Source organism: Streptomyces sp. PA03-3a, from assembly GCF_033792735.1.
Classification (GTDB): domain Bacteria; phylum Actinomycetota; class Actinomycetes; order Streptomycetales; family Streptomycetaceae; genus Actinacidiphila.
In genome coordinates this window covers 47,690-69,119 of record NZ_JARAVM010000027.1, presented here as the reverse complement: position 1 = coordinate 69,119, position 21,430 = coordinate 47,690, and the positions used below count along the sequence as shown (strand labels likewise).

Annotated in this window: 18 protein-coding genes; 8 read left to right on the top strand and 10 right to left on the bottom strand. The window is 71.3% G+C overall.

Features of this window, described 5'->3' with window-relative positions; translation table 11 throughout:
* The first annotated feature begins 18 nt into the window (after positions 1-18).
* From menC to PV342_RS28755, 4 genes are all read left to right on the top strand, one after another.
* Positions 19-1,173: an o-succinylbenzoate synthase gene (gene menC, locus PV342_RS28770; RefSeq protein ID WP_500319211.1), complete on the top strand. Its 1,155-nt coding sequence runs from the start codon at positions 19-21 to the stop codon at positions 1,171-1,173.
* Entirely contained in the window at positions 1,170-2,009 is an 840-nt protein-coding gene (locus tag PV342_RS28765; protein ID WP_386992725.1) for a M55 family metallopeptidase, read from the top strand. Before menC ends, PV342_RS28765 begins: the two co-directional genes overlap by 4 nt.
* Positions 2,002-3,171 carry a M20/M25/M40 family metallo-hydrolase gene (locus PV342_RS28760; protein WP_500319209.1) on the top strand — a complete coding sequence of 390 codons (1,170 nt, stop codon included), beginning with the start codon at positions 2,002-2,004 and terminating at the stop codon, positions 3,169-3,171. Before PV342_RS28765 ends, PV342_RS28760 begins: the two co-directional genes overlap by 8 nt.
* A 62-nt stretch (positions 3,172-3,233) precedes the next feature.
* Complete coding sequence (locus PV342_RS28755; protein WP_500319207.1) at positions 3,234-4,163, top strand: S66 peptidase family protein; 930 nt, start codon at positions 3,234-3,236, stop codon at positions 4,161-4,163.
* 131 nt (positions 4,164-4,294) lie between these two features.
* On the opposite strand, the gene PV342_RS28750 is transcribed toward PV342_RS28755, so the two are convergent.
* From PV342_RS28750 to PV342_RS28740, 3 genes are read right to left on the bottom strand one after another with little or no spacing between them, the layout of a single operon-like run.
* Positions 4,295-5,494, bottom strand: a complete 1,200-nt coding sequence (locus PV342_RS28750; protein ID WP_500319205.1) for a serine hydrolase domain-containing protein — start codon at positions 5,492-5,494, stop codon at positions 4,295-4,297.
* Positions 5,495-5,553: 59 nt separating this feature from the next.
* Positions 5,554-6,339, bottom strand: coding sequence for a response regulator (locus PV342_RS28745; RefSeq protein WP_400804981.1), 786 nt, complete (start codon positions 6,337-6,339; stop codon positions 5,554-5,556).
* The gene (locus PV342_RS28740) at positions 6,336-7,559 is read right to left on the bottom strand and encodes a sensor histidine kinase (protein ID WP_400804979.1); all 1,224 of its coding nucleotides are present in this window, start codon (positions 7,557-7,559) and stop codon (positions 6,336-6,338) included. The genes PV342_RS28745 and PV342_RS28740 overlap by 4 nt, the downstream gene beginning before the upstream one ends.
* A 1,839-nt stretch (positions 7,560-9,398) precedes the next feature.
* Here PV342_RS28740 and PV342_RS28735 point away from each other — a divergent pair.
* Positions 9,399-10,133: a polyamine aminopropyltransferase gene (locus PV342_RS28735; RefSeq protein ID WP_500319203.1), complete on the top strand. Its 735-nt coding sequence runs from the start codon at positions 9,399-9,401 to the stop codon at positions 10,131-10,133.
* 367 nt (positions 10,134-10,500) lie between these two features.
* Here the strand turns inward: PV342_RS28735 and PV342_RS28730 are convergent, their stop codons facing one another.
* The 3 genes from PV342_RS28730 to PV342_RS28720 all read right to left on the bottom strand — a co-directional run bounded on the left by PV342_RS28730 (position 10,501) and on the right by PV342_RS28720 (position 13,367).
* Entirely contained in the window at positions 10,501-11,007 is a 507-nt protein-coding gene (locus PV342_RS28730) for a DUF1153 domain-containing protein (RefSeq protein WP_500319201.1), read from the bottom strand.
* Between the two features lie 135 nt (positions 11,008-11,142).
* Entirely contained in the window at positions 11,143-11,640 is a 498-nt protein-coding gene (locus tag PV342_RS28725) for a hypothetical protein (protein ID WP_234018497.1), read from the bottom strand.
* A 1,205-nt stretch (positions 11,641-12,845) separates the two neighbouring features.
* Complete coding sequence (locus PV342_RS28720) at positions 12,846-13,367, bottom strand: hypothetical protein (protein WP_500319200.1); 522 nt, start codon at positions 13,365-13,367, stop codon at positions 12,846-12,848.
* Positions 13,368-13,602: 235 nt separating this feature from the next.
* Here PV342_RS28720 and PV342_RS28715 point away from each other — a divergent pair, with 235 nt between their 5' ends.
* Positions 13,603-15,015 carry a helix-turn-helix domain-containing protein gene (locus tag PV342_RS28715; protein ID WP_500319198.1) on the top strand — a complete coding sequence of 471 codons (1,413 nt, stop codon included), beginning with the start codon at positions 13,603-13,605 and terminating at the stop codon, positions 15,013-15,015.
* A 287-nt stretch (positions 15,016-15,302) separates the two neighbouring features.
* Here PV342_RS28715 and PV342_RS28710 read toward each other — a convergent pair whose 3' ends face one another.
* Together PV342_RS28710 and PV342_RS28705 are read right to left on the bottom strand one after the other, a co-directional pair.
* Complete coding sequence (locus tag PV342_RS28710; protein WP_400804960.1) at positions 15,303-15,959, bottom strand: TetR/AcrR family transcriptional regulator; 657 nt, start codon at positions 15,957-15,959, stop codon at positions 15,303-15,305.
* A gap of 196 nt (positions 15,960-16,155) precedes the next feature.
* A complete protein-coding gene (locus PV342_RS28705; protein ID WP_500319196.1) occupies positions 16,156-17,091 on the bottom strand; it encodes an SDR family NAD(P)-dependent oxidoreductase in 936 nt (311 codons plus the stop codon).
* Between the two features lie 173 nt (positions 17,092-17,264).
* Between PV342_RS28705 and PV342_RS28700 the strand changes: the two genes are divergently transcribed.
* Positions 17,265-17,666 carry a sigma-70 family RNA polymerase sigma factor family protein gene (locus tag PV342_RS28700; protein WP_500319194.1) on the top strand — a complete coding sequence of 134 codons (402 nt, stop codon included), beginning with the start codon at positions 17,265-17,267 and terminating at the stop codon, positions 17,664-17,666.
* 247 nt (positions 17,667-17,913) lie between these two features.
* Positions 17,914-18,459, top strand: a complete 546-nt coding sequence (locus PV342_RS28695; RefSeq protein ID WP_500319193.1) for a DUF6069 family protein — start codon at positions 17,914-17,916, stop codon at positions 18,457-18,459.
* 57 nt (positions 18,460-18,516) lie between these two features.
* On the opposite strand, the gene PV342_RS28690 is transcribed toward PV342_RS28695, so the two are convergent.
* Both PV342_RS28690 and PV342_RS28685 read right to left on the bottom strand, forming a co-directional pair.
* Positions 18,517-18,762: a hypothetical protein gene (locus PV342_RS28690; protein WP_400804949.1), complete on the bottom strand. Its 246-nt coding sequence runs from the start codon at positions 18,760-18,762 to the stop codon at positions 18,517-18,519.
* A gap of 292 nt (positions 18,763-19,054) precedes the next feature.
* On the bottom strand, positions 19,055-21,154 hold the full coding sequence (locus tag PV342_RS28685) for a restriction endonuclease (protein ID WP_400804946.1): 2,100 nt from the start codon (positions 21,152-21,154) through the stop codon (positions 19,055-19,057).
* Positions 21,155-21,430: the final 276 nt, after the last annotated feature.

The window sequence follows — 21,430 nt, the reverse complement described above, 5'->3', positions numbered from 1 at the left end:
GGTAGGACGACCGCACACATGACCGTCACCCTTGCCGAGATCGAGCTGGCGCTGGTCCGACTCGATCTCGTCCACTCCTTCGAGACCAGTTCGCACCGCAAGTCGTACCTGGAACACATCGTGGTCCGCGCGACCGCCGAGGACGGCAGCGTCGGCTGGGGCGAGTGCGCCTCTCCGAGCGACCCGTACTACTGCGGCGAGTCCACCTGGAGCTGCTGGCAGGTGCTGGGCGAGTACTTCGCCCCGATGCTGCTCGGCCGCCCCTGGGACCACCCCGACGACGCCGCCCGGCTCACCGCCAAGGTGAGCGGCAACCACTTCGCCCGAGCCGGCCTCGACATGGCCTGCTGGGACCTGTACGGCCAGCGGCGGGGAGAACCGCTGGCGGACCTGCTCGGCGCCGGCGCCCGCACCGTGCCCGCCGGGGTCAGCCTCGGCATCGAGCCGACGATCGACGCGCTGCTCGCCCAGGTCTCCCGGCACGTGGCCGACGGCTACCGCCGCGTCAAGCTGAAGATCCGCCCCGGCTGGGACCTCGAGCCGGTCCGCGCCGTCCAGGACGCCTTCCCCGGCGTCGCCCTCCAGGTCGACGCCAACACCGCGTACCGGCCCGAGCAGGAGGCGGTACTGGCGGAGCTGGACGGCCGCGGGCTGCTCATGATCGAGCAGCCGTACGCAACGACGGACCTGCTCTCCCACGCCCGGCTCGCCGCCCGCCTGGACACCCCGGTCTGCCTGGACGAGTCGATCACCACCCCGGACGTGCTGCGCACCGCGCTCCACCTGGGCGCGGCCGACGTCGTCAACATCAAGGTGTCCCGGCTCGGCGGGATCGGCCCGTCGAAGACCGTGCACGACCTGTGCCTGGACGCCGGGGTGCCGGTGTGGTGCGGCGGGATGCACGAGTTCGGCATCGGCAGGGCCGCCAACCTGGCGCTCGCCGGTCTGCCCGGCTTCACCCTGCCCTCGGACGTCTCCGGCTCGGACAAGTACTACCGGCGGGACATCGTCACGCCGGCGATCCGCGCCGTGGACGGCATGGTCCCCGTGCCCCGGTCCCGGCCCGGAATCGGCCTCGACGTGGACCTCGACCAGCTGGGCCGGCACACCATGCGCACCTGGACCATCCGTCCCCGCGCCCGTCTCACCACCTCTGAGGAGAAGGCAGCATGAAGGTCCTGATCTCCGCCGACATGGAGGGCGTCACCGGCGTCACCTTCCCCGACGACTGCGAGCCCGGTCACGCCCGCTGGGAGTACAACCGGCAGTTCCTCACCGCGGACGTCAACGCCGCAGTCGCCGGTTTCGCCGCCGCCGGCGCCACCGAGATCCTCGTCAACGAGGCCCACGCCGACCAGCGCAACCTGCTCCTCGACCGGCTCGACAAACGGGCCACGCTGCTGATCGGCACGCACAAGCCGCTCGGCATGATGGAGGGCATCGACCGCTCCCCGGACGCGGTGGCCTTCGTCGGCTACCACACCGGTGCCGGCCAGCCGGGCGTCCTCGCGCACACCTACCTGCCCAACACCATCACCGCCGTGCGGATCAACGGCGAGCCCGCCTCCGAGGGCCGCATGAACGCGCTGCTCGCCGACGAGTACGGCGTCCCGGTGGTCCTGGTCACCGGCGACGACCTGTGCTGCGAGGACGCCCGTGGCTGGGCACCGCACGCCGCCCACGCCGTGGTGAAGACCTGTGTGGACCGCTACTCCGCGATCTGCCTGCCGCCCGAGGTGAGCGGCCCCCGGATCACCGAGGCCGCCCGGGAAGGCCTCGCGTCCCTGCCCGCCGGCATCCGGCCGGCGGCCCCGCCCGCCGCGGGCTACACCTACGAGGTGTCCTTCGACGCCGCCCACTTGGCGCCGGCCGCGAGCTACATACCGGGCGTCGTCCAGACCGACCCGCTGACCGTGCGGTTCACCCTGCCGACGATGTACGAGGCGATCCGCTGCTTCCGCGCCCTGACCCGGGTGGTCACCTCTGCCGTGGAGAACTGCTATGGCTGACCCGCACGAACTCCTCGCCCTGGCCCGCACGATGGCCGACCCGGTCCTGGAACGCTGGCAGACGCTGGTCGCGTTGGAGACACCGTCCGGCGACGCCGGACGTGCCGCCGTGTTCGGCGAGCGGCTCGCCGCGGGTCTCGCCGCCACCGCCGACAGCGTCCGGCAGCCGCCGGGACCGGACGGCGCCCACCTGGTGGCGTACTGGAACGGCCGCGAGGCGAAGGACGACGAGGGGGAAGGCCCGCCGGCGGGGCACACACTGCTCGTGGCCCACAGCGACACCGTCTTCCCGGCCGGGACGATCACCCGGCGCCCGTTCGCCCTCGCCGAGGACGGCGACACGGTCACCGGTCCCGGAGTCTTCGACATGAAGGGCTCCCTGGTGGCCGTCGAGCTGGCCATGGACCTGCTGTCCCGCACGGGCGCCTCGCCCAGGCGTCCGGTACGCCTGGTCGTGGTCAACGACGAGGAGATCGGCAGTCCCGACGGCAGCCGCCTCGTGGCCCGGCACGCCGAAGGCGCCCACGCCGTCCTCGGTCTGGAACCGCCACTGCCCGGCGGAGCGTTGAAGATCGGCCGGCGTGGCGTCGCCCGGGTGCGGCTGAGCGTGCGCGGGGTCAGCGCCCACGCGGGCCTCGACGCCGCCCTCGGCGTCTCGGCGATCGACGAACTCGTCGACCAGCTCACCGGGTTGCGGGCGACGGCCACCTCCCACCCGGACGCCGCACTGAACGTCGGCACGATCACGGGCGGCACCCGCGCCAACGTGGTCGCCGACCACGCCGAGGCCGAGATCGGCCTGCGCTACACGACGCCCGAGACCGAACAGGCGCTGCTCCGGGCCCTGCTGGAACCGACCGCGGTGCGGGAGCGGGCCGCCCTGTCCGCCGAGCTGCTCTCCCACCGGCCGGCCTGGGCGATGGACCCCGCAAACCCCCTCGCGGCCGAACTGATCGCGCTCGCCGCCACACTGGGCATGGATCTGCCCATCGGCTCCTCCGGCGGCGCCGGCGACACCAACCTCACCGGCGCGCTCGGCATCCCGACGGTCGACGGTCTGGGCCCCGCGGGCGCCGGCGCCCACGGCGAGGACGAACACGCCTCGCTGTCCTCCCTGCTGGAAAGGGCCGCGCTGATCGCCGCGTTCCTCGACACCCACTGAACGCCGCACCGGCGTCCCACGCGGGCACCGGCCGCACACCCACCCCTCTTCCAAGGAGCCGCATGCCCACCCTGCCCGTCGGGGGCCTCATCCGCCCCGCAGCGCCCAAGCCCGGTGACCGCGTCGCCGTCATCGCCGCCAGCGGGCCGCCCAACCAGGAGAACCTGGAGGTCGGCCTCGAGTCCCTGCGCGGACTCGGCCTCCAGCCGGAGGTGTTCGCCTCCGCCCAGGCGGACGGCGAGTACCTCGCCGGTGACGACGCGCTGCGCGCCCGCGACCTCACCGCGGCGCTCACCGACCCGGCGTTCACGGCGGTCTTCTGCGCGGCCGGCGGCTACGGCGCCCAGCGCACCCTGGAGCTGGTCGAATGGGACGCCGTCGGCACGCCCACCCCACGTACCGTCATCGGCTTCTCCGACGTGACGGCGCTGCTGGAGGCGGTGGCGGTGAAGCTGGGCTGGACAGGGCTGTTCGGGCCGATGCCCGCCATCCGCGGCTTCCATCCGGGCCGGGCCGACTTCGACGGGCTCGCCACGCTGCTCACCGACCCGGCGTCCGTCAAGGAACTGCGCTTCCCCGACTCCCGCGCCCTGGTCGGCGGCACCGCCGAGGGCGTCACACTCGGAGGCACGGTCACCCTGCTCGCCTGCTCCCTGGGCACGGACACCTCGCTGCCCGCGCGCGGCGGCATCGTGCTGCTGGAGGACGTGGAGGAGGAGACGTTCCGGCTCGACCGGTTCCTCACCCAGCTGCGGCGCAGCGGCTACTTCGACGGCGCCGCCGGCATCGTCTGCGGCACCTTCACGGGCTGCGGCACACGCGAGCGCGTCGAGGAGCTGCTCCATGACCGCCTCGGCGACCTCGGCATCCCGGTCCTGGTCGGCGCCGACATCGGCCACGGCGTACCGCAGCAGACGTTCCCCATCGGCACCCCGGCCACGCTCGACGCCGACGCGGGCGTCCTCACCTTCTCGCAGCCCGTGCTCGCTTGAGCCGTCGCGGGCGGACGACTCCCTTGTGGTGGTCTGCCCGGAGTCCACGGCTGGAGGACCCCGGTGCCTGTGGCCTGCCCCTCCAGGGGCAGGCCACAGGCACCGGGTGACGGGTCAGGGCACCGGCGCGCTCAAGCGGACGGAGCGCCGAACGCCGCCACGATCAGGGCCAGTTCTGTGGAGTTCATGTCCTCGCCCTTCGCGTCCGTTGCTCCGACGTCGAGCACCATCGTGCGCGACAGGTCGCGGGTGGCGGCGATGGCGCTGGTGTAGCCGTACCGGCTGCCCGTCTTGCCCCAGACCTCGCGGCCGCCGAGTGTGATCACGGACAGCCCAGCACTGTAGGAGGCCGGGGCGCCGGAACCGTACTCGCGCACCGACGCCGCCGGCAGGGTGAACATCTCCTCCAGTTGCGGCCGGGGCACCACGCGGCCGGTGAACAGCGCCCGCAGGAACCGTTCCAGGTCGGCGGTGGTGGAGATGATGTCGCCCGCCGCGTAGCTCTCCGTCTGGCCCCATGTCGTCACGTCGCGGAGCTCGGTCGTACCGTCGGGGTGCGCGAAGCGCTGGTAGCCGTGGTTGTGGGGCCCCTCGATGCGCGGATCGGTGCCGGGGTAAGAGGTGTCCCGAAGCCGCAGCGGCCGCAGGACGCGGCGGCCGACCTCCTCGGCGTAGGGGCGTCCGGTGACCTTCTCGATGAGCAGACCGAGCACGGTGTAATTGATGTTGAGGTAGTGCTGCTTCGTGCCGGGCGCGAACTCGGGTGCCTTGGCGGTCGCGTTCTCGACCATGCTCTCGGGCGGGTGCAGATCGAATCGGTGGGCGTAGGCCTCCTCGACGGTGCCGCCCGGCATGTCGGCCGCCGGGATGCCGCTCGTGTGGTCGAGCAACTGCCGCACCGTGACGTCCCCGTACGCCGCGGGGACCAGAGCCGGCAGGTAGCGGCGTGCGGGCGCGCCGAGGTCCACCTTTCGCTCGGCGGCGAGCTGCAGAACCACCGCTGCCGTGAAGACCTTCGTCACCGAGCCGGCCCGGAACCGGCCTCGGGGATCGGCCGGGCGTGCGGTGTCCAGGTCGTGCACGCCCGCGCTGCCGCGCCAGGTGCCGTCCGTTCCACCGACGCGTACGAGTGCGGCGGTGGTGTCGGAGTCGGGCAGGGAGCCGAGCGCCGCGCACAACGCCGCTGTGTCGAGCCCGCCCGTGTCCGCGGCGGAGGTACACGTGGACGGCGACGGCGGCGCGGTTGATGCCACCGCCGCCTGTGTCACGGGGAAGGCCGCGGCGCTCAGGGCGAGGAGGACGGCCAGGGCGGTACGGGTGCGGGCGTTCATCGGGTGATCTCCTGACGACGGGAAACGGCGCGTGCCGCCGTTGCCTGCCATCCTGTTGATCACAGCCCCCGAGGGGATCGCCCGGGCGAGCGGTCTTGGTGCGGCCGTCGACTCACCCCCGCGGGGGATCCGGCGGATCCGTCTCCCCCGGCCGAGGGATCGTCTGCCGGGAGCCCGGCGGCGGCCGGTGCCCCTGCCGTCACGAGCCCGGTCTCGTAGGCGCAGATGACCGCCTGGATGCGGTCCCTGAGCCCCAGCTTGGCCAGCACGTTGCCGACATGGGTCTTCACGGTGTGCTCGCTGACCGTCAGCGCGGCCGCGATCTCGGAGTTGGACAGTCCCCGGGCCAGATGCAGCAGGGTCTCGCGCTCACGGGTGGTCAACGTGTCGAGCGCGGCCGAGGAAGGTGCCCACGCCGGCCGGGGCCGGCTCCTGAACTCCTCGACCAGCCGGCGCGCCACCGTGGGGGCGAGCAGGGATTCGCCCTCGGCGACCACGCGCACCGCGTGGACCAGGTCGTCGCGCCTGACGTCCTTGAGGAGGAAGCCGCTCGCCCCAGCGTGCAGCGCCTCGTACACGTACTCGTCGGAGTCGAAGGTGGTGAGCATGATCGTCCGGCAGTCGGTTGCCGTGCTGATGGCGCGGCACGCCTCGATGCCGTCCGTGCCCGGCATCCTGATGTCGAGGAGCGCCACGTCCGCGCCCTGGAGTCGCACGGCCTCCACGGCCTCGGCGCCGTCCGCCGCCTCCGCGACCACCTCGATGCCGGGCTGGGCGTCGAGGATCATGGCGAAGCCGCTGCGTACCAGTTCCTGGTCGTCGGCCACCACCACCCGGATGGTCACCCGTCCACCTCCGTGAAGACGTCGGCCAGCGGAAACCGCACTCTCACCCGGAACCCTGTGCCGTCCGGGCCCGGGCCCGTCTCGGCGGTCCCGCCGAGCGCCGCGGCGCGCTCGCGCAGCCCGATCAGGCCGTGCCCCGTGCTCCTGTCCGGCCGGCCCCCGGAGCCGACCGGGGCTCCCCTGCCGTTGTCGGTGACCGTGACCTCCACGGTCTCGGCACCCAACTCCACGCGCACGGTCGCGGATTCGGCCGACGCGTGTCTGACCACGTTGGTCAGCGACTCCTGCACGATCCGGTAGACGGTCGCCTCGGTGGCGGGCGGCAGCGATCGCGGAGGACCGACGGTCACGTAATCGACGGCGAGGCCGCCCGAGGCCACCTGCTCCACGAGCAGCGGAAGATCGGCGAGAGCGGGCAGGGGTCTGCGGGACGCGGGCTCCGGCGCTCCCGTGTCCTGCCTGAGCACCCCCAGCATCCGGCGCAGCTGCGTCATCGCGTCCCGTCCCGTCTCGGAGATGACCTCGAAGGCCGCCTCGGCCCGCTCCGGCGCCGTCCGGACCGCGACGGGGCCGGCCTCGGCCTGCACGACCATCAGGCTCACCGCGTGCGAGAGGATGTCGTGCATCTCCCGTGCGATCCGGGCCCGTTCGGCCGCCGCCGCCTGCTCCGCCTCGATGCGGTTCGCCCGCTCCAGCTGGGTCGCCCGGTCCTCCAGGGCCGCCGTGTAGGCCTTCCGGGTGTGCGTGAGACGGCCGAATCCGTAGGCCGCGCCGAAGAGGAACAGCGAGAACAGCAGCTCCCTGGCCTCACCGGAGTTCAGCGCCACCGACGGAAAGATCAGCACCAGCGTTCCCGCACCCACGGGGATGCGCCACCTTGCCGGGGTCAGCTCGGCGACCGTGTAGAGCGCCACCAACGCGTTGTACGGCAGGGGCTGCCCCGGCCCGTCGAGCGTGAACCGGTAGAGCACCTGAGCGGCGAGGACCGCGGCGAGGACGGTCACCGGCGCCCTGCGCCGCCACAGCAGCGGCAGCACCCCCAGCGTCGTGAGACCGTACGACGCCCAGGTGGCGGGCGGCAGTGACGGCGCACGCGGCACGACGAACGGGATCGTCTCGGCCGCCTGAACGAGCAGCATCAGCGCCGCGTCCACCACCCAGGGGTTGGCGAGCGGCAGTCGAAGGCGGGAGGCCGAGTGCCTCGAGCAGCGGGCTGCCATCACGGTGTACCGGCGGGCCGACCGGACCGCGCCGCCTCCCGGCCCTGTCGGGCCGGGTACACCGCGGTGATCCGGTCCCAGAACCCGCCGCGGCGCCCGTCGTCCCGGACACGCGCATGGTCCGCGGTGTCCGAACGAACGGCCTGCGGACCCCGCTTCCCACTCGCCGTGCGGCCGCTCGTCCCTGCCACTTCCGCTCCCCTGCGCCGTGAATGCCGGTGCTGACCTTGCCAGGCTCGGGCCCGGTACGTCGACCTGCCGCGAACGGTGACCGCGGGAAGCGGAATATCTCACGGCCCTCGAGCCCGCGAGGGGCCACGGCGCCGGCAGCCGTTCGCACCGCTGGGCGAGGACCTGGCGGTGCCCGCTCTACGGGGCGTCACGGACGGGCAGTTCCAAGGTCCGGGCAAGCCCCTGGATGCTCTCGTCCACGTGTTGCAGGTGACGCAGCACCCGCCGGGCCGTGTGGACGTCCACGGAACGCGCCCCGCCGGGACCGGCTCCGAGCCGGGCGGAGATCCCGCGGCCGCGCTCGCGCGGGGTGGGATGGCCGGTCTGGTACGAGGCGTCATCGAATTCCGGGCAGCAGTACGTACACAGGCGAGTAGGTCTCGGGCTACAGCCGGCATTGCGCTTTCCCTGACCGGAAGCGGAGCCTCGGTAGCATACGTGATCTTCGTCGTTGCCCATCCGTATGACGGCGTGCTGTGAGTCGTCGGGTGCAGAGAGCGCCGACGCCGTACCGACCGCTCGAGGACGCGCGGTCGCAAACGGGTTCTGGTACCGCCGCTTCAGGAGCGAGGCGGGACGATCAGCGGCCTGACCTGTGGATTCCCCACCTCGGACGTAGTGGGCGGCGTGTCCCCCTGCGCACCGCGATTCTCCTTGACCTCCCGCATGTTCTGGCGGAGGCCCGCGCGCCAAGGCAGGATCGAGGGGACACCGGCCAGGAACCTTCGGCGAGGACTTGTGACTGACGAAGACCCAACTGCGAACGTACCCCTTGGCGTTCGTGGATCTGCAGGCGTGATCCTGCTGATACTCGCGCTCGTTGCCGGTGCCGCGATCGTCCTTCTGATGCCCTACTTGCCGGCACTCGTGGAGTTGGTACTTGTGGGCGGGGAAGTGGAATAGCGCCTGCCCCGCTCCACCCGCGACCGTCACGGCCACGCCGACCCGGGGTCTGACAGCCACGGAATCCTACGGGGTCGGCATCCCCCACAGCAGGACGCCCACGAAGATCAACACTGGAATGGCGAGAGCCACGACCATCCCGGCAAGACACCCCCACATGGTCAGTCTGGCGCTCGTTCTCGCGTAGTCGTCGCTCTTGGGCACACCTCATTCAACCGTCACTCAGGTCTGCTGCACGATCGGAACCCCTCCACCACGCCTTCACGGCTCGGCGGTGGCCATGTCCCGAGGCGCCGAGTCAGTCCTACTGGAAGTCGTGCGGCACCGCTCGAAGCCCGTGGAAATGACGTTCTCAAGGGCCGAACCTCCCAAGCGCCCACGCTGTCGGCAGTGGCGACGTTCCCACCGCCGGCTGCGGGGAGGTGAGGTATGCCGTATTGGTGTCCGGTGCCGGGGGCCAGACGGACTCGCGTCAATGGGCGGGCACCGGGTGCTTCTCCTCGCAGGTTTGCGAAAGCGGCAACCCCGACCACATGGTGCAGCGACACGCCGCCATCCCGAAGGCCCTCACCACGGCTGCGGATTCACCGGGCGGCATAAGCTGCGGGCGGTGCCCCCGTTCGATGCATCACACGGATCGTCACCACGACCTGCGATGGCCCGGCCACGCAGCTCGCCGGCACCGGTGATGAGGAAGGTCAACCGATGAGCGCGCGTTTCGAGGAGATCGACTGGCGCCCCACGCCCATGGGCGACATCAGTCTGCGCCGTCGGCGAGACCCGGAGACCGGCAGCGACGTGTACGAGGTGAAGCTCGGTGACGAGTTCCTGATGTCCAGCCTCTTCACCGCAGGCGAGATCGCCCTCACCCGACTCGGCCTGGCCGAAGCACCGGGTACCGAACTGGACGTCGCAGTGGGCGGGCTCGGCCTCGGGTATACGGCAAAGGCGGCACTGGACGACCCACGGGTGCGCTCGCTCGTCGTGGTCGAGGCGCTTGCCGAGGTCATCGAATGGCATCAACGCGGCATGGTGCCGCTCGGCGCCCGATTGGCGTCGGACCCCCGCTGCCGGCTCGTCCAGGGTGACTTCTTCGCGATGGCCGGCGACCCGCACGGCCTGGACCCCCGGACACCGGACCGTCTCTTCCAGGCCATCCTGCTCGACATCGACCACTCACCACGCCATGTTCTCCACCCACGCCACGCCGCGCTCTACCAACCCGCAGGACTACGCGCACTCGCCGAACACCTCCACCCGGGCGGCATCTTCGCCCTGTGGTCCAACGACGCGCCGGACGAGAACTTCACCGCCGTACTCACACAAGTCTTCGCGGAATCGGAAGCCCACGTCGTCGAATTCGACAACCCGCTCCAATCAGGCACAGCGGCCAACACCGTCTACGTGGCGAGAAAAGCAGCATACGCACACCTCACCTGAGCAGGCCGCCGCCAAGGTCCCTTGCCCGCCTGCCCTGACCCCGGACACGACAGCGGTCCCCCACCCGGCGTAGGTACGGGAGCCGCTGCCCGTCGCAGCCGGACAGGCGACCGGCCCGGTCCGCTCCACCGCGGCGACCCGCACCGACTTGATATCGGGCCAACCGGCAGCACCGGGGATCGGCAGGCACCCGACCACGCGCCCCCCAGTCTTCGATGCCGTTCAATTGAAGGACCGCAACGTTGCCGAACGTTGCTTGAGCCGGTTGATGACTCGTTCGACGGCGTCGCATCCGAATGCCCCGGCCGCACCGGGCCGGGGCATATCGGCGGGTTCGGGGCTCACGGTCGCCCGCACGCCCGGGGCATCAGGTCGAGAAGGGGAAACCCCGGCCGGACAACCCGAGCCAGTCACCGTCCAGAACCTGTTCCTTCCATACGTCGAACGTCTTCTCGGGCACCTTGTACTTCTCGGCGACCTCGGCGCGGGTGGCACGGCCGGACGTCACGGTCAGGACGATCCGCGCCTTGTCCACCGCCGACAGCCTCTCTGCGGGTTCGGACGGCAGGTCAGCGAGCCGCAGACACGCGGCCCCACCCGGCTCGCCCGGCCGGCCCGGTTGCCCCGGCTCGCCGGGCCGGCCGCCCTGGCCGCCTTCCCCGCCGCGGGCGCAGCCCGCCAGAAGACCGGCGACGGAGTCGCTTCCGCGAGCACCGTCCCCGCCTGGGCTGCCGTCGTGGCGGGTCTGTGCGGGCGATGCTTCTGAGGACGAGCCCTGGAACGAGCAGGCACCGCCACCGGCGACCGCGGCCGCCATCACCACCAGGGCCAAAGGACGCTTCCATACACGATGTGACTGCATCGGCTTCTCCACATCCGTCGGAGAGGGACTTCGGGTCCCGTCCCGGCCCCAGGGGCCAGGCCGGGACGGGACTGAGGGTGCGGGGCCCGCACCTCACGGAGGGTGCGGGCCGTCCGCAACGGGTCGCCAGGGGATCGCAAAGGGTGCTCAGAAGATGCTGATTCCGCCGGCGCCACCGACACCGCCGGAACCACCGGGGCCGAAGACGCTGCCGCCACCGCCGCCGGCCTTTCCGCCGTTCCCGCCGTCGCCGAAGACACTGTTCCCGCCGGAGCCTCCGTTGCCGCCGCCACCTCCCGCGCCGAAGACGCTGCCCCCACCGGAGCCCGCGCCGCCGCCGTTACCGGCGTTGCCGAAGATGCTGCCCCCGCCGGAACCACCGTTGCCGCCCCTGCCGCCGTTCCCGAAGACGCTTTCGCCGCCGCCACCCCCGCCACCGCCGCCCCCGCCGGGGCCGAAGACGCTGCCGCCACCGGCACCACCGGTCCCACCCGCCCCACCGTTGCCGAAGACGCTGCCCCCGCCGGAACCACCGGAGCCACCGGACCCGCCGGGACCGAACACGCTGCTGCCCCCCGCGCCGCCCTCGCCGCCCTTTCCGCCGTCGGTCACCACAGCTGCCGCGGCGGTGGTGCTCCTGCTCACCTCCACCGTCGCCGCCGAGGCCGGCAGTGCGATGGCTCCGGAGATCAAACCAGCCGAAGCGAAGAGCACCACCGCTCGAAGCCCACGCCGCGGGGAACGAACCTGACCAGAACTCTGAGTGCTGTGAAACATGACGGAACTCCTCAGAAAAGAGAATTCAATGGGATTGCCGGAGAAATATCCGGACCGACAACGGGAAATTTGGTCGTTGATTCCTGCTGCCGGGGCCTGCCTCGTATTTCCTGTCCGGCGAGGCCCGTATCTCCATTAGGCCCGGCCACAGTGCCGGGGTCACGTTCCGACAACACGGGACTTGACGTGGGCGAAAAGAGCGTTCAGACTCCGCGCGGTCGTGCGGCGGCGTCGTACCGCCCCGTCATCACGGCGCGGGCTGCGGCAGACAGCCGGCAGCGGGGGGCGCACGGCTGGAACAGCCAGAGCGCGGTCGTTGTCGGCGGGACGAACCCGATCGAGCGGGGCGTCGCCGAAAGGCGCGGAAAACCGCGGGCCGGCCGGGCGTCGTGCCTGTGGACCGGCTCCAGAACGGCATCACGGACACCGCCTGACGCAACACCCCACCGGCTTCTCCTCTTCACGGGGGGAGGCCGACGGGGGCGAGGGCAGTGCGGGGCAGCGACGCGCGCCGTGTGGGCCGCGTACTCCCGGGTTGTTTGCGGCAGATCTGCACGCGCTGACCGGCTCGCCGGGCGTTCGTGGTGCCAAGGAGGCGGATACCCTCGCCGAACTGCGGGAACGGCACGAACCCGGCCCGGGCGTTCCCCCGCAGCCGCACAATGGCCGGAAAGCCGGCCGCCGAACAGTGGCGCCAGGAAGTACGCCGGATCAGGCGAGCGAGCCAGGGCCGGTCCCGCAGCGGCGTGGCGACGACGGACGCGGAAGACGGCACTGGTGAGGGGCCCCACCGCGCTGCGGTCGGGCCCCTCGTGGTCCTCCTGCTCATCGTCCCGACAGAGGGTGTCTGCCGGCCGCGCCACCGTTCACCGTGTCGCACCGACGCCGTACACCGATCGCGTCACGACGCGCCCGAGCAGTCGGTGGAGCCTGTGTGGGCAGGGCGGGCCGCCCGGGGGCAGGCGCCCCCGAAGATCGAGAGCGGGACGGTACCCGGTCCCGGTAGGGCATCCGTCCTCCCGTCCTGGGGCCCAGGCCCCGGACGGGAGGCACCCGGCGGCGCGGTTGTGCCGTCAGCTGCTGCTCGCGGTGCTGATGTCGACGATGTGGTCGTACCGCTCCAGCAGCACGAAGAGCTTGATCTTCTGCGTCGTTCCCCCGCTGCCGAAGGTCAGCGTGACGATGACCTCGTGGCCGTTGCCCACAGCGCCGTTGTCGGTCACGGTCCAGCGCGCCGGGACGTTCTGGGCACGCAGGACGCCGTCCACCCCGTTCTCCTCCTCCCAGGCCGCCAGGCGCCGGGCGAAGTCGGGCGTCAGGTAGTGATTGCGAAGCACCGTGGCCAGGGTGCCGTCCGGGTCCTCGTAGTCCCCCTTCGCGTCGATGTACGCGCCGTAGAAGTCCGCGACCCGGGTCATCGCCTGGCCGGGCGTGCCGCTGACCGACCGCGGCGCGACGGCGGACACCTTGGCGGGGGCAGGGGCGGACGCCTGTGCCGACGCGGTGAGCCACAGCGGGAGGGCCACGGCGGCGACGACACCGGCGATCAAAGCGGTGCGGCGGACGTGCTTGCGGGCGGTCGTGTTGCTCTTCATCAGTGTGCTTCCCCGATTCGATGGGTTCGGATGTGCGTCGCTGTTCGCGGGGCAGCTCCCTCGACCCACCTGGTGCAGGGGCGGCTCCGGCGACACCACGAGCGTCGGCGCCGGCGCGGTCCGGGCACAACGCACGGAGCCCCATCCGCAACGGTGGAACCGTCCCAGGCCTGTTGACCTCTCCTTATAGGGAGTGCCTGGGATGCCGTCCTGGGACGCGAGACAGGGGGAAGCGGTGCCGTCCCAGGACGAGGTGGAGGAATTCGCGGCGCTGCTGCGGCGTCTGAAGGCCCGCACCGACCGCAGTTACGCGGCCCTCGCGCGCCGCCTGAACATGAACGCCTCGACGCTGCACCGGTACTGCGCGGGGGACGCCGTGCCGCTCGGCTTCGCACCCGTGGAACGGTTCGCCGCGATGTGTCAGGCCAGTGCCGCCGAGCGGATCGAGCTGCACCGGCGGTGGGTCCTGGCGGTTGCGGCACGGCAACGGTCCCGCACGGCGACCGAGTCCGTCACGGAGGACGCCGTAAGCCGCCCGGCCGACGGCGGAAGCCCCTCGGCGGGCGGGGCGGACCAGCCCGCTTCCGCTGCGGCCGCCGACGCCGTCTCCACGACGGCCGACGACCCGGCGCCCGCAGAAGCGTCGAACCCACCGCACGACCGCCGGCAGACCACCGCAGAGAGCCTTGCCGACCCGTCTCACGAGCACGACCCAGCGCCGCGCCCCGCCTCGCGGCCGCCCCGGCGCAGGCGCCGCACGGCGGTCACCGCAGCTGTCGTGACCGCGCTGATCGCCACCCTGGGCACCCTGGCCGCCCTGCCGTCCGGGCTCTCCTGGACCACCGGTGACAACCAGGCGTCCGATACGACGACCACGAAGAGCGCGGGCGCAGGACACGGCTCCACGGCACCGTCCCCACCCGCCACCCCCACGCGCAGCCGACCGCCCGGCACGCCCTCGCCTAAGACACCCGCCGCGGGCAACCCATCGCAGGACCCGTCAATGAACTCCTCCGCCACGGCCGTCCCCGCCGCCCCGCCTCTCACCTGGACCGCGAACTCCCAGCTTTGGGAACTCGGTTGCCTGCACGACTACGTCATCGACAAGACACCCCAGCGGGTGCCGCCGCCCCCGGCCCCGCAAGACGCCGCCCCATGGGCGCGTACGCAAGGAGCGGTGCACGGCGGCCACACGCTCGTGGGCATCTCGGTGCAGGGGCGCACCGACGCAGCCGTCGTCCTGGAAGCCCTGCGGGTCCGCGTCGTGGGGCGGGCCGCACCGGTGAAGGGCACCGTCTACTCCACAGGCCAGGGCTGCGGCAGCGACATCAGCCCCCGCTCGTTCACCGTGAACCTGGACATGGACCGCCCGATCGCCCGTCCGTCCCCGGGCAGTGAGCGCGCGACAAGCACCCCTGCGCTGCGCATGCCCTACCGGGTGTCCTCAAAGGACCCCGAGGTACTGCTGGTCGACGCCCGAACGGCCCACTGCGACTGCCGCTGGTACCTGGAACTCGACTGGTCCTCACAGGGCCACACCGGCACCGAACGCATCGACGACCACGGCCTGGCATTCCGCACCAGCAGCATCGAGGGCCTGCCGCGTTACTGGTACGCACGCGACGGCTGGACGCCCCTCACGAGCTGAGCAGAACCGACCACACACCGAGCCCCCTGCCCCGAACCAGAGCCAGGACGGAAGGCTTGGACACACGGCTCGGCGCCGGGGTTCCCGCCTGCCGTCCAGATCCGGATGCCCACTCCGCACCCCGAACACCAGACGCCGAACGCAGGACGCAAAGCCCACCCGGTGAACCCGCCCCGGCAGCATGCAGCGCGGCGCGTCCTGGCGGGCCGGGGCGTCGTCGGGGAAAGCCGCGTCGAAGGCGTCGGCCTGGTCGGCGACGAAGGCCGGAAGACTTCGGCTCGTGAGATTCAGTCGCGCCCCGTGCCCTGTCCGGCCTCCGTGGGGCGGCGGTAGGCGCCGTACCACCAGATCCGGGCGAGTTCGCGGGCGAAGGCCGCGTCACGACTGCCGTCGTCGACCTGAATGTGGTGCGCGATCGCCTGGGCGCCGCCCCAGACGATGATCCGGCTCGCGGAGACGGCGTCGAGGTCCGCCGTCGTCGCGCCGGCGGCCTGCTCGGACAGCACCGTGCGCAGCGTCGTCTCCTCGAAGCCTTCGAGATTGGCGGTGTAGAAGTCGCCCACCGCGGAGTCGTACGCCGCCGCCTCCCGGACGGCGGTGATCACGCCATGATGGGCGCGGTGGATCCTGATGACGTCCTCGAAGAAGCGGGCGAAGCGGTCCGCCCCGTCCTCGCCGGCGGCTGGGTCCCACTGTCGTGCCAGTGTCAGCAGCGACTCTCGCAGGCCGTCGGTGAGCCGCACCAGAACATCGGACTTGCTCTGGAAGTGGGCGTAGAACGTGGCCCGCGACACGCCCGCCTCCTCCAGGAGCTTCTGGACGCTGATGTCGGAGAAGGCCGTACCGGAATCGAGAAGCCGCTCCAGGGTGGACGTCACCTGAGTCCGGGTCGCGGCCGAACGCGCGGCGTAGCTGTCGGCCTGGCGTCGGGTCACGGGTCTCATCAGGCGTCCTCCAGGGTGTGTCGTGCCTCGGATCGACCCGGCTCGGCGAAGGAGGTCCGTGATGGGGTGGCTGTGATCCTCCGGAGCGGGCGCCCCACCTTTCCCGAGGTGGGAGCCGCCACGCGCCGATGGGGGACCTGCCGACGGATCGCGCGGACGTCGGGTCGGCCCCCCATTGTGCACGGCGGTCTCCGGGTCAGCGCACCACAGGGAGGGCGTAGTCCCACAGCCGGTCCGCGGCGGCCGGGTCCGCCGACCACTTCGCGACACCCGCCATCACGTCGGGACCACCATCGACGACCGGCGATTCCTGATTGTCCTCGAAGTACCGCCCTGTCACGTCGTCGAGAAGCGGCGAGGCGGCCAGCAGCACCGTGGTGGCGGCTCCCTGGGCCGGGGTCTTGAAGTAGTCGGGGGTGAGCAGGTTGCCGTCCGCGTCCATGGCACCGATGGCTTGCATCGTCGCCTGGTCCATGTGGCGGGTCAGGTTGGTGTGGATCCACCCCGGCGCGCAGGCGTTGGCGGTGATTCCGTGCTCGGCCCACCGACGGCTGATTCCCACGGCGAGCAGCACGTCCGCGGTCTTCGACTGCGCGTAGGCGACGAACGCGTCGTAGGGGCGCCGTGCGAACTGCGGGTCGTCGAAGTCGAACCCCGCCCGCAGCTGGGCGCCCGAGCTGAGCACGACCACGCGTGGCTTCTCGGCCGCCTGCAGAGCGGTGTGCAGGCCGACCGCCAGGGCGAAGTGGCCGAGGTAGTTGGTGGCGAGCTGCATCTCCCAGCCCTGTGCGTTGACCTGATGCGTCGGGAGCATCATCACACCGGCGTTGGCGACGAGGCCGTCGAGCGGCCCACTCCAGCCGTCGCAGAAGGCACGGACGGAGGCCAGGTCGGCGAGATCGAGTGCGACGGCCCGCGTGCCCGGCAGCTCCTTGACCAGCGGCTCGGCGTCGGCGGGGTTCCGGGTGGCGATCGTGACCTGCGCTCCCGCCCCGGCGAGCGCGCGCACCGTCTCGACACCGAGACCGGACGCCCCTCCGGTCACGATCATCCGGCGCCCGCTGAGATCGACTCCATCGAGTACCTCAGCGGCGGTGGCCCGCATCCCGAACGGGGTGGTTATCAGCGTCATGGATGTGCCCTGCCTTCAAAAAGAACTGGTTCCTTGCCCGGCCGGTGACGTCTCTCACCGCCTCGGCCACGGCATCACAGAAGAAACCATACACCGTGTTCAGACTTTGATTCTGATACGGCAGGGGCCTGCGACTCGGCCCCGCCACGACGTGGCGGGGCCTGGGGACGGACGTGAGCAGGGGCGTCGGCGGGACGCGCGAGCTGGTACGTCGCTTCACGGACGCCAGCGTGGCCACCGACGTCGGCCGGCTCGCCGACATGCTCCGGGACGACGTCCGCTGCTCGATGCCGCCCACGCCAGGCCTGTCCCTGGGCCGCGACGCGGTGGTGACCGGCTGGATCGAGGACGGTTTCGAGGGCATGAAGGGACTGCGCGGCGTCCCCACATCGGTGAACCGGCAGCCCGCCGTCGCCTTCTACCTCTGGAACGAGCGCGACGGCGCCTACCTGCCGCTCACGCTCGACGTCCTGCGCGTCACCGGCGGGCTGATCAGCGAGATCGTCATCTTCCACGCCGACCGGTTCCCGCGGCTCGGGCTCCCGGAGCGCCTGGCGGCGGACGGCACGGAGTAGTCGCGGTGCGGACGCTCTCGCTGCGCGGTGCGCACGGGTCGCGGTGGCCGCGTCGGAATGGCGCGAGGCGTTCGGCATCGTCACCGGCGGGCGCGTGGCAGTGGGAACTGCGCGACGGCGAGCCCGGGCCGGTCCTCGGACACGACGCCGGGTTCTGGCTTCGGGGCACCGGCGTCCGCGCCCTGCGCACCCCCGGTCGTCGCACGGCGAGGGTGCGCATCGTCACCCCCAAGGGCAGGACCGTCACATGCCCGTCACCGAATGGGGGAGGAACGAGATGAGCAACATGCATGACACAGGGGTCGCCGCAGGAACGGCGTCGGGCGGCCGCAACAGCCACACCCACCGACTGCGCAGGCTCGCCGGCACCGGCTTCATCGCCGCACTCGCGGCGACGGCGGCCACCACCATCGCCGCTGCGCTTGCCCACTCCGTCGGCGTCGACTTCGAGGTCCCAGACGGTGGCGAGACGATCCCGTTGACCGGGTTCGCCGTGGTGACCGGCTTCTTCTCGGTCGTCGGCATCGTCATCGCCGTCGGGTTCCTTCGTCGGAGTGCTCACCGGGCCGAGCGATTCGTGTGGACGACCGTGTCGCTGACGTGGTCTCGCTGGTCCCGCCCCTCCTCTCCGGGGCAGACGCCGGCACCACCACCGCCCTCCTCGGGCTGCACGTCGTCCCAGCGGCGCTGTGATCCCCACCCTGGCGCGGCGGCTCCGCAGCCGGACCGATTGACGATCCCACAGCGGAACGATGCGCGGCGTGCGGCCGTGCCAACGCCGGGCGCGCAGTAGCGGCAGAACTCCAGGAACTTCGACCCCTCGGTTTGCGGATGCGGGCCACCCCGGGACTCACCTCGCGGCGTGAATGCAACCGCTCGACTGCGGCAGGTCGAGCTCGGGCACGACCAGTCGCCGTTGTCCGCGAGCCTCGCACGCACTGTTGAGCGGTGGCTCCATCTTCGCTCCCGTGATGGCCACTCGGCGACCAACACGCGTGCGCAGCACGAGCGACATCCCGTCTATCCAGTCGCCCGCACGCCAGTGGCCGGTGACCTGGGTCTGACCGTCCGGCCGACGGTACATCTCGACCACCATGAAGTGGAACCAGTCGCCATTGCCCCGACCTGCCCGCTGGTACAGCTCTCCGCACTGAGCGCACGCAACGGTTGGCCGGGGCGAAGATGCGTCACCAGCAGTCACGAGGCTCCTGCCCTTCCTATGGGCGGCAAGGGCTCGTCCACGGGGGGCATTCTGCAGTTGCCGCTGCCTTGAGTCATCTGGTTTGCGTCGCGGTGCTCCCGCGGAGGAAACCCCACTGCACGCGCCGAAGCAGCGGAGGTACGCGGCGTACCCCACGCGCCTCGCCGCCAGGAGACGGAGCCGGCAGCTACGACACCTCGATGCCGTGCTCCTGCACCAGGGCTTCCAGACCACCGGGGTATCCCTTGCCTCCGATGACGAAGTCCCAGTCACCACTGGCCCGGCGACGGAAGGACCCGAGGACCAGGGCTGTTTCACCGCGGCGGCCGTCGGATACTTCGAGGCGGCCCAATTCCTCGCCATCGGAGCTCAGGAGCCGAACAAAGGCGTCGGTGAACCCCGACAGGTCTGCCTCAGGATTCATGACGGGGTCGATCGCCGCCGCAAGGACGAGCCGGTCCGCCTGCTCGGGTAGCGCGTCGAATGCCACGCGCAGGGCGGCCTTGTCCGGGACGAGGGCGGTCACCGACCGCACACTTCCGTCCGGGGTCTGCGGGTTGTTGAAGAACACGAAATGGTCGTCGCTCAACACCCGGGATCCCTGGCACACCAGGGCGCACACGTCCAAGGCGACACTTCCCGACCACGACATGCCCAGCACGTTGTCGTCGCGTGATGAGCCGGCGTCAGTCTCTGCCGGCGCCGGCCGTTGCGGCGGGGCGCTCGGAGCGGCGCCGCCGAGCCTGCCGCTCAGTCCGTGGCGGTGCAGGAGGTCCACCAGTTCCGCACCCGCGATCAGTTCCAGCGGCTTCCCATTGGCAAACGTGTGCGAACCGGGGCCGAACCCGGAGGTGGTCACAAGCACGCCCTTGTTTGCACCGGCGTCCTGCACGGTGCCGTACAGGTCACGCACGGCGCTTGGCGGCACCGTGTTGCGGTAGCGCTTGACCTGGACGACGATCTTCCCGCCGCGGATCGGGGCGGGATCCTCGGCCTGCACGTCGACACCGCCGTCGTGGGAACGCTGAGTCGTCACCGCGTCCATGCCCATGGCGCGGAACAGGTCCGCCACCAGCGACTCGAAGGCGATCGGATCCATCTCGTAGAGATCCGGCTCCTCCCCACCGTGGCTGACGATGCCGGTCCCGCCGACATCGCCGGGCAAACGGTACGGCCGTATCGCGGTGCGCTGGTCAGGGCGGGGTGACAACTGCCCGCGCAGCCCGTCGGCCAGGCAGTCCACAGCGCTGACCTGCTCCAGGTTCAGCGGAGCAAACGACGTACGCGTGGCCATCACCGTCGCCACGAAGATTTCCGCGCGCTGACCGGTCGCAGGATCGTGGTCGTCGACGAACCCGTTGAGTGCGACCGATTCCAGAACCGCGAACTCGTCAGCGGCAAACAGGTCCCGCAGCGCCAGCAGGACGCATTGGGCGAGGACATCGCGGTACAGCTCCCGGCGCTGCGCCACAGGGCGGGCGGTCTCCTTGTCCTGGTCCGCGCCGGGCATGTACCGCACCAACTTCGCCTCGGGGACGATGTCGTACTTGGGCAGCTCCCAGTTGACAACCAGCTGCCGCGCGGGCGCGTCGTACGCGGCAGTCAGCCGGCGCGGCAGGCCCTCCGGCCAGCCGGCAGAGGCGTACAAGGCGGCCGAGAAGTACTCCACAGCCGCCTCAGGGTCCCCGTTGCGAACGGCGCCGGCCAGCTGCGTGATGCCGGCGTTGTGGCCGCGGATCTCCGCCAGCCGAACGGCCGCCCACTCGTCGTACTGCTGCCGATAGGCCGCCAACTGCTGCTGACGCTGGGCTTCGGCAGCCTGGGCTGCATGCCAGTCACGCTCGTACCGGTCCCGTGCTTCCTGCTGGGCCTGAGCCCGTCGGTTCGCCGTCCAACCGCCCTGCGCTGCCTGGTACTGATTCGGGTCGGGCATCGCCACGGGATAGGCCAGCTGGCCGGGCGTGAACGGCTCGAGCTCCTCGGAACGCGCCAGAGCATCCAGCCGGAACGCCGGCGCACGGCACCCGGCCCCCAGCAAGGTCCGCAGCTCCTCGACGCGGGCGTCCAGCTCACGCGTGCGCCGCTGCGCATCGGCCTCCCGGTGCTGCCGGTACGCCGCCTGCTGCTCACGTCGGCTCCGAGCCAGATCACGCTCGTACGCACGCTGTTGCCGCTCCGCATTCCTTTGCTGCTGCACCCGGGCCCGCTGTTGGGCCTCCACCTGCCGCTGCTGCTGACGCTGCGCCTCAGCCCAGATTCCAACCAACCCACCAGAGCGACGACTCATCGCAAAACAGGCCCTCCCCTGGGACACCATTGTCCCGCCCCACCCACACGCCGGCCCCCGACCAGCAACAACACAACAACTCTAATCCGTAACCACCCGGTCACCCACCCCACGGCCCAAGATCCGATCACCAGCACCAAGCGCGCAACGCGATCAGCTTCACGACACTCAGCACGTACCGGACCCGGTGATGGCACCCGCTTGCTCGCGATTCACGGAGTGATCGACCGGATCGTCGGGCGACGCACTACGGCCTTCCGGCTGAGCACGCTCGGA

What these genes read in the sequence shown, in the direction of transcription:
- PV342_RS28705 (WP_500319196.1), bottom strand. Translation starts at nt 17,091, where the DNA reads ATGACGCTGATAACCACCCCGTTCGGGATGCGGGCCACCGCCGCTGAG.
- PV342_RS28765 (WP_386992725.1), top strand. Translation starts at nt 1,170, where the DNA reads ATGAAGGTCCTGATCTCCGCCGACATGGAGGGCGTCACCGGCGTCACC.
- PV342_RS28710 (WP_400804960.1), bottom strand. Translation starts at nt 15,959, where the DNA reads ATGAGACCCGTGACCCGACGCCAGGCCGACAGCTACGCCGCGCGTTCG.
- PV342_RS28690 (WP_400804949.1), bottom strand. Translation starts at nt 18,762, where the DNA reads ATGGTGGTCGAGATGTACCGTCGGCCGGACGGTCAGACCCAGGTCACC.
- PV342_RS28755 (WP_500319207.1), top strand. Translation starts at nt 3,234, where the DNA reads ATGCCCACCCTGCCCGTCGGGGGCCTCATCCGCCCCGCAGCGCCCAAG.
- PV342_RS28685 (WP_400804946.1), bottom strand. Translation starts at nt 21,154, where the DNA reads ATGAGTCGTCGCTCTGGTGGGTTGGTTGGAATCTGGGCTGAGGCGCAG.
- PV342_RS28750 (WP_500319205.1), bottom strand. Translation starts at nt 5,494, where the DNA reads ATGAACGCCCGCACCCGTACCGCCCTGGCCGTCCTCCTCGCCCTGAGC.
- PV342_RS28740 (WP_400804979.1), bottom strand. Translation starts at nt 7,559, where the DNA reads ATGGCAGCCCGCTGCTCGAGGCACTCGGCCTCCCGCCTTCGACTGCCG.
- PV342_RS28695 (WP_500319193.1), top strand. Translation starts at nt 17,914, where the DNA reads ATGCCCGTCACCGAATGGGGGAGGAACGAGATGAGCAACATGCATGAC.
- menC (WP_500319211.1), top strand. Translation starts at nt 19, where the DNA reads ATGACCGTCACCCTTGCCGAGATCGAGCTGGCGCTGGTCCGACTCGAT.
- PV342_RS28720 (WP_500319200.1), bottom strand. Translation starts at nt 13,367, where the DNA reads ATGAAGAGCAACACGACCGCCCGCAAGCACGTCCGCCGCACCGCTTTG.
- PV342_RS28760 (WP_500319209.1), top strand. Translation starts at nt 2,002, where the DNA reads ATGGCTGACCCGCACGAACTCCTCGCCCTGGCCCGCACGATGGCCGAC.
- PV342_RS28735 (WP_500319203.1), top strand. Translation starts at nt 9,399, where the DNA reads ATGAGCGCGCGTTTCGAGGAGATCGACTGGCGCCCCACGCCCATGGGC.